The organism is Streptomyces corynorhini (assembly GCF_003346515.1).
Classification (GTDB): Bacteria; Actinomycetota; Actinomycetes; order Streptomycetales; family Streptomycetaceae; genus Streptomyces; species Streptomyces corynorhini.
Map to the genome: position 1 here is coordinate 1 of NZ_QQNA01000367.1, position 6,581 is coordinate 6,581.

Genomic DNA, 6,581 nt, shown 5'->3' on the forward strand with positions numbered 1-6,581 from the left:
TTCCCCACCCACTTTCCCCACCCACTTTCCCCACCTCAGCCCTCACTCTCAGCCCTCAGCCCTCAGCCCTCAGCCCTCAGCCCTCACCCGAGCGTCTCGCCACCACCGTCCCTCCGTTCAGGCGCACTTGGAGGCCAGTCCGATGACTCCCCGCTCCGTCCTCACCCCGACCGCCGCCGTCTGGCGTGACTACGACCCCGTCGCCTGCGCTCTGCCGGGGATGTTCCTCGGCGACCTCACACTCACCGGCCCCGTCGCCGAGGAGTGCGACCGGCTGTGGGAACAGGGCGCGCGCCGCGTCCGGCTGTCCGGCGTCGTGGATCTCGCGGACACGGGAACGCCGGACGCGGCGGCCCGTACCGTACGCACCCTCAGCCTGGTCAGGGACCTGACGGCCCGCGCGGTGCTCGTCGAGTGGGACCTGCGGCCGGATCCGAGCGGGGGCCCCACGGCCGCCGAGGACATCGGCCGCCTCCTGAGCCACCTCCAACCGCCGCAGCGGATCGAGGGGGTGGGCCCGGCGGCAGCGGACGACGCGCTGCGGACCTGGCGCAACGGCCACTACCTCGGCAAGTGCCTCTGGCGGCAGGGGCCGGGCTTCGTCCAGATCCGTGACCGCCGCTGGGGGGACCTCCGCCGGTTCACGGTGGACGAGCCGCACTACCAGGAAGCGATCGACCGCCTCGCGTACGGGGCTCCCGCCTCGGCGGTGCCGCCGGACGCGCTCGCCGACTTCCGCGAGGAGCGACTCGTGCTCGCGGTCGGCGAGGTGGAGTGGTGGCTGCCGTACCGTGTGAACCGCTGGATACAGGAGGCCATGACGATCTGAGCCCCGTGGTGTGATCGGCACGATCCCGCCGCACGATCGGTGTGCTCACGTGGCGCATGGACCGCGCCGCCTCGCCGCGCTGTCGTCGGTCGGCGACTCCCCCACCGCCTTGAGGGCGTGGGAGGTGCCCCCTCCGCGTCGCCTCCCTTCTCCGCCTCGCGATCCACGGCCAGGCACAGCCGAAAAACCGTGTGACCAGCGGCACTCCCATGAATCCACCCCGCCGACGACCGGCGTCCAGCTGAACCACACTGCCGTCTACGCAAGCGACCGGCACCAGTCTGCCGAGTTCCTCGCCACGGTCCTGGGCCTGAAGGTCGGCGCCCCGTTCGGGCCGTTCCTCCCCGTCGACCTCGGCAACGGCGTGACACTCGACTACTACGAGAAGAGAGACGAACCGATCCAGTCGCAGCACTACGCCTTCCTCGTCCCTGACGAGCAGTTCGACGGCGCTATCGCCCGCCTGGAGGCGGTGGGAGTCACCTACTACGCCGACCCCCACCACACCGAACCCGGCCAGATCAACCGTCTGTTCGGTGGCCGAGGCGCCTACTTCGACGACCCGGACGGCCACAACATGGAAGTCATGACCCGGCCTTACGTCCGTCCCTAGCCCCAATATCAGTGACTTTGCGGCTGCCGGGGCTGTCGGCGGACCGTGTTTCCGCAGGTGAGGCCGCCGAACTGGCCCCTATGTCACTGGTATTGTCCCTAGCCCTGTCTTCAAAGTCCCGCCTCGCCCCGCCTCACGGCGGGGCGACCCCCGTCGAATCCCGCTGACCTTCCGCGGGACATCCCGCGGACCGCGGAACCCTTGCGCCCCGGCCACCGTGGAAGCCAGCGCGGAGCCACCGCGGAAGCCAGCGCAGCCCGACTTATTGACGTGGGCACGCCATTGCCATACGTTCCGGGAGCGCTCTCAGTCCTCCCGCCGAGCCCGGAGCCGCCCATGTGGACAACGTTGTCGGTCCGGATGCGCCGACTGGTGGCGCCGCTCGCCGTGGCGCTCCTCGCCGCCCTGACCCCACAAGCCGTGGCCGCCGCCCCGACCGCGGCCCTCTGCAACACGTACTGCGACGCCCGCGATCCCGCGCTCGCGCCGGGGGACCGCGCCCCCGTCTCCACCACGCTCTTCTCCCGCTCGATCGTCCTCCACTTCGATGACCAGGACGCGATGGGCTGGGCCTCGACGGACAACGGCAGCCCCGGCGACGAGGTCTGGCTCGACCGGTCCTTCGACGGCGGGCGCACCTGGAGTTCCGGCAGCCGCCTCGGCGCCACCGTCGTGCCCGCGGGACAGCGCGGCCGGCGCACCCTCATGTACAACGTGGACGACTGGAACGCCAACGGGGTCGGCGCCCTGCGCGCCTGCGGCAAGGCCGGCGACCGTACGGACATCGCCTGCACACCCTGGGCGCGTACGACCTGGAACGCGTGGGACCGCCGGACGGCCGCGGCCACGGCGCAGATGCAGTTCTACAACAACGGCACCGGGCTGTTCGACACCACCGGCTGGTGGAACTCGGCCAACGCGCTGACCGCGGTCATCGACAACATCCGCGTCTCGGGAATGCCCAGCTACCGCTACGCCATCGCCCACACCTACAATCGCCAACTCAACGCACAGGGTGGCCAGTTCCGCAACGAGTACATCGACGACACCGGCTGGTGGGGGCTGGCCTGGATCGCCGCTTACGACGCGACCGGCGACAGCCGCTATCTCTCCACCGCACGCGCGGACGCCGACCACATGGCCTCCTACTGGGACGGCGTCTGCGGCGGCGGTGTGTGGTGGAGCACAGCGAAGACCTACAAGAACGCCATCGCCAACTCCCTCTACATCCAGCTCAGCGCGGCACTGCACAACCGCGTCCCCGGCGACACCGTCTATCTGGACCGGGCCCGCGCCGGCTGGTCGTGGTTCCAGGGGACCGGGATGGTCAACGGTTCGCGCCTGGTGAACGACGGCATCGACCTGTCCAGCTGCCGTAACAACGGCGCCGCCGTCTGGTCGTACAACCAGGGTGTGCTGCTCGGCGCGCTCACGGAGCTGAACCGGGCCACCCAGGACGCCGCCCTCCTCACCACGGCCCGGCAGATCGCCGACGCGGCCACCACCTCCTCCTCCCTGAACACCGACGGCATCCTGCGCGACCCGTGCGAGAGCGGTGACTGCGGGGCCGACGGTCCGTCCTTCAAGGGCGCGCACGTACGCGGGCTCGGCAAGCTCAACGCGGCGCTCGCCGACCACCCCTACACGGCATATCTGTCCCGGCAGGCGGAGGCCGCGTACGCCCGCGACCGCAATCCGCTCGGCCAGTACGGGCTGCGCTGGAACGGCCCGCTCGACAAGACGGACGCGGCACGCCAGCACAGCGCCCTCGACCTGCTGAACGCGGCGCCCTGACCGCCCCGACCGCTCTGACTGCCCTGACTGCCCTGGCAGTCCCGACAGTCCTGGCCGCTCCGCCCCGGCCCGGCCCGGAATCGGGTTCGGGTTCGGGGGGTGCCCCCGTCCCCCGGGGCGAAAGGCTGGTGAATCGCTCCTCCGAGAGAGATGTCCCGCCGATGACCACGCCTGTCCCTCGCTTCTCCACGGGGCACGGAATCGGATCGGCGCACGCGCCTCCGGACGTCTCAGCGCGCACCCGCGACGGTGAACCGCGTTCCCGGGACGGCCTCCAGCAGTTCCCGTGTGTACGCGTGCCGCGGGCAGCGGAACACCCGCTCGGCCGGGCCGGTCTCGACCACGGCGCCGTCCTTCATCACCGTGACGTCGTCGGCGATCAGGCGTACGACGCCGAGGTCGTGGGTCACGAACACGTAGCTGAGTCCGAACTCGGCCTGCAGACCGACCAGCAGGCGCAGGATCTGCGCCTGAACCGAGACGTCGAGTGCGCTCACCGCCTCGTCGAGCACGAGGATCCCGGGGTTGAGCGCGAGTGCCCGCGCGATCGCGACCCGCTGCCGCTGGCCGCCGGACAGCTCGGCGGGGAGCCGGTGCAGATGGCTCTCGTCGAGCGCCACCGCTTGCAGCAGCTCGATCACCCGGGCCGTCCGTTCCTGTCTGCCGGTCACCGCCTTGAAGCCGAGCGAGGCGACGGCGAGCACGGCCGTGCCGACTTCGGGGGCCGCCAGCGCGATCACCGAGTTGAGCGAGTTGGGGACGACGTGCCGGAGCATGACGCCCGGCCGGCCCCCAGACCGTAGGCCGCCTTGACACAGTCCCGGGTGACGACGGCGAGCACCTGGGACCCCCATCACCCGCGCGAAGGAGGCGATGGAGGCGATACCGACGGCCAGGGCGATGTTCTGCGTGGAGTAGCCCAGGACCGAGACCACCACCACCATCGCGAGCGGCAGGCCGGGGATCGCCAGGAACACATCGACCACCCGCATGATCGCGGTGTCGACGAACCCTCCGGCGAAGCCCGCGACCGGTCCGACGGCCGTGCCGATGCCGAAGGCGATGAGGACCGCGAGCAGCGTCGCGGTGAGCGTGGTGTGCGCGCCGTACACACTGCGGGCGAAGAGGTCCCGGCCCAGCCGGTCGGTGCCGAACCAGTGCTCCACGCTCGGCGGGGTGAAGCTCGCGGCGGAGTCGCCGTCGTAGGGGCTGTACGAGGTGAACAGGCAGGGGGCGACGGCCCAGCCGGCCGAGGAGGCGGCGACGGCCGCCGGGTGGAACCGGCAGCGGTGCTTCCCTGTGCCGCGCCAGCTCGTGTCCGGGAAATCCGCTGTCAACCGACATCCGGCTACTGAACGATGCCGTCCGACGGGGCCGGGTTCAGCCTCCCGCCCGCGCTCTGTCGTCGTCGGCGTCCAGCACTTTGCGCAGCAGGGCGCTGAGGGTGGCACGCTCGGCCGGGGACAGGTCGCGCAGGAACGCGTCCTGGGAACGCTCGGCCACGGCCAGCAGTCGACGCTGCTCCTTCGCGCCCCCGGGGGTCAGCTCGACGAGCTGACGCCGACGGTCGGCGGGGTCGCGAGTGCGCCGGACCAGACCGCGTTCCTCCACGGTGTCCAGGTAGCCGACCAGGTGACTGCGGTTGAGGCCCAGCCGGTCGGCGAGCGCGTGCTGCGGCAGCGGACCAAAGTCGGCCAGGGCCGTGAGCGCGGCGAAGTGGGGAAGCCTCAGGCCGTGGTCCGCGACCTCGGCGACCAGTGCGTCGTGGCCGAGCCGTGCGACATGACTGACCAGGTAGGAGGGCAGCGCGAGCAGGCTCGGCGGGCGGCTCACGGTGGCTGCCGGGGGCGTCCGCGGTCCGTGCTCCTGGGCGTCGTTCATGGAGCGCAGCATAACCGCGAAAAGCCTCTGGACGTAAGCATGTCTAACTGTAATGATTACGAGACGACACGATTTACGGCGCCCGGCACGTGGCGCCACCCGGCGCCGCCCGCCTCCCGAAAACTCCGCCGAAAACTCCACCGGAACCTCCACCGGAACCTCCAAGGGAAACTCCGGAGACCACCGCCCTGACCGATCGGACGACCACGTGACCGATCGGACGACACACCGACCACACCGATCACACCGACCACACCGACCACACCGGCCCCGCCGCGAGCCGAGAACGGAACACACTCATGACCGACTACGGGCACGACCTGCTGTTCGGCGCCATCGTGGTGCCCTCCTCAGCGCAGCCGCAGGACGCCGTGGCCTCGGCCCGGTCGGCTGAGCGGGCCGGACTGGACCTGGTGAGCGTGCCGGACCATCCCTACCGGCCGGAGTTCCTGGAGGCGTGGACGGTGCTGGCGACGATGGCCGCCGGCACCTCCCGGATCCGGGTCCTCCCCAACGTCGCCAATCTCGCCCTGCGACCGCCCGCCGCCCTGGCCCGCGCCGCCGCGAGCCTGGACCTGCTCAGCGGCGGCCGGGTGGAACTCGGTCTGGGTGCCGGGGCGTACTGGGACGACATCGCCGCCGAGGGTGGCCCCCGGCGCACCCCGGGCGAGGCCCTCGCCGCCACCCGCGAGGCGGTCGGGGTGCTGCGCGCCCTGTGGTCCGGCGCAGGCCCGGTACACCGCCGAGGACAGCACTACGGGCTGTACGGGGCCGCCGCCGGGCCGGCTCCCGCCCACGACATCTCCGTGTGGATCGGCGCGGTGGGCCCTCGGATGCTGCGGCTGACCGGCGAGGTGGCGGACGGCTGGCTCCCCAGCGTGCCGCATGTGCCGCCGGTCCGCCTGGCGGCGGGGCAGCGACTCGTGGACGAGGGGGCCGAGGCCGCGGGGCGCCCGCCGTCGGCCGTCAGACGGCTGTACAACCTCTCCCCCGGCAGGGAGGACGGCTTTCCCCGGGGCGGCCCGCGCGACTGGCCCGAGCAACTGGCCGCGCTCACCGTCGAAGTGGGCACCAGCGCCTATCTGCTGCCCACTCACCAGCCGGACCTGCTCAGGACCTTCGGCGAGGAGGTCGCCCCGGCCACCCGCGCGCTCGTCGCCGCGGCACGCGAGGTGTCCACCGACCGGGCGGGCCACGAGCCGGGGTGAACCAGACGGGACGGGACGTGCCTCAGCCGACCGGCTGGGCAACCACCGTGACCGGGTGACGGACCACCGCGTCGAAGAGATAACCCTGGGTGTTGGGGATGGCGGTGTCGGGCTGGACGCGGCCCGCGGTGTCGGCTGCCCTGGCCAGCAGGGCGGTGGGGCCCGGCGTGATGGGGTGCCAGTCCAGGGACCAGCGGGACCAGGCGGCGGCGCGGGGACGGTCGTGGAGGTCGGCGCGCCGCCGCCTGGTCCCGCT

The 6,581-nt window shown here is 71.8% G+C and carries 6 protein-coding genes and 1 pseudogene; 4 read left to right on the forward strand and 3 right to left on the reverse strand.

Features of this window, described 5'->3' with window-relative positions; genetic code table 11:
• Positions 1–142: 142 nt before the first annotated feature.
• The 3 genes from DVH02_RS32540 (at position 143) to DVH02_RS32550 (ending at position 3,236) form a co-directional block, all read left to right on the forward strand.
• Entirely contained in the window at positions 143–829 is a 687-nt protein-coding gene (locus tag DVH02_RS32540) for a DUF5825 family protein (RefSeq protein WP_114627447.1), read from the forward strand.
• Positions 830–1,070: 241 nt separating this feature from the next.
• Positions 1,071–1,442, forward strand: coding sequence for a VOC family protein (locus DVH02_RS32545; RefSeq protein WP_233518597.1), 372 nt, complete (start codon positions 1,071–1,073; stop codon positions 1,440–1,442).
• 336 nt (positions 1,443–1,778) lie between these two features.
• Positions 1,779–3,236: a glycoside hydrolase family 76 protein gene (locus DVH02_RS32550; protein ID WP_199566498.1), complete on the forward strand. Its 1,458-nt coding sequence runs from the start codon at positions 1,779–1,781 to the stop codon at positions 3,234–3,236.
• 230 nt (positions 3,237–3,466) lie between these two features.
• Here the strand turns inward: DVH02_RS32550 and DVH02_RS37215 are convergent, their stop codons facing one another.
• Entirely contained in the window at positions 3,467–4,573 is a 1,107-nt protein-coding gene (locus DVH02_RS37215; RefSeq protein WP_158575974.1) for an ATP-binding cassette domain-containing protein, read from the reverse strand.
• A 43-nt stretch (positions 4,574–4,616) separates the two neighbouring features.
• Entirely contained in the window at positions 4,617–5,117 is a 501-nt protein-coding gene (locus tag DVH02_RS32560) for a MarR family winged helix-turn-helix transcriptional regulator (protein WP_199566499.1), read from the reverse strand.
• 299 nt (positions 5,118–5,416) lie between these two features.
• Here DVH02_RS32560 and DVH02_RS32565 point away from each other — a divergent pair, with 299 nt between their 5' ends.
• The gene (locus tag DVH02_RS32565) at positions 5,417–6,325 is read left to right on the forward strand and encodes an LLM class flavin-dependent oxidoreductase (protein WP_114627451.1); all 909 of its coding nucleotides are present in this window, start codon (positions 5,417–5,419) and stop codon (positions 6,323–6,325) included.
• 22 nt (positions 6,326–6,347) lie between these two features.
• On the opposite strand, the pseudogene DVH02_RS32570 reads toward DVH02_RS32565, so the two are convergent.
• Positions 6,348–6,581, reverse strand: a pseudogene (locus DVH02_RS32570) (sulfite oxidase); the annotation flags it as partial.

Bases quoted from the DNA above. Each gene is read 5' to 3' on its own strand.
- DVH02_RS32540 (WP_114627447.1), top strand. From the start codon at position 143: ATGACTCCCCGCTCCGTCCTCACCCCGACCGCCGCCGTCTGGCGTGAC.
- DVH02_RS32550 (WP_199566498.1), top strand. From the start codon at position 1,779: ATGTGGACAACGTTGTCGGTCCGGATGCGCCGACTGGTGGCGCCGCTC.
- DVH02_RS32560 (WP_199566499.1), bottom strand. From the start codon at position 5,117: ATGAACGACGCCCAGGAGCACGGACCGCGGACGCCCCCGGCAGCCACC.
- DVH02_RS32565 (WP_114627451.1), top strand. From the start codon at position 5,417: ATGACCGACTACGGGCACGACCTGCTGTTCGGCGCCATCGTGGTGCCC.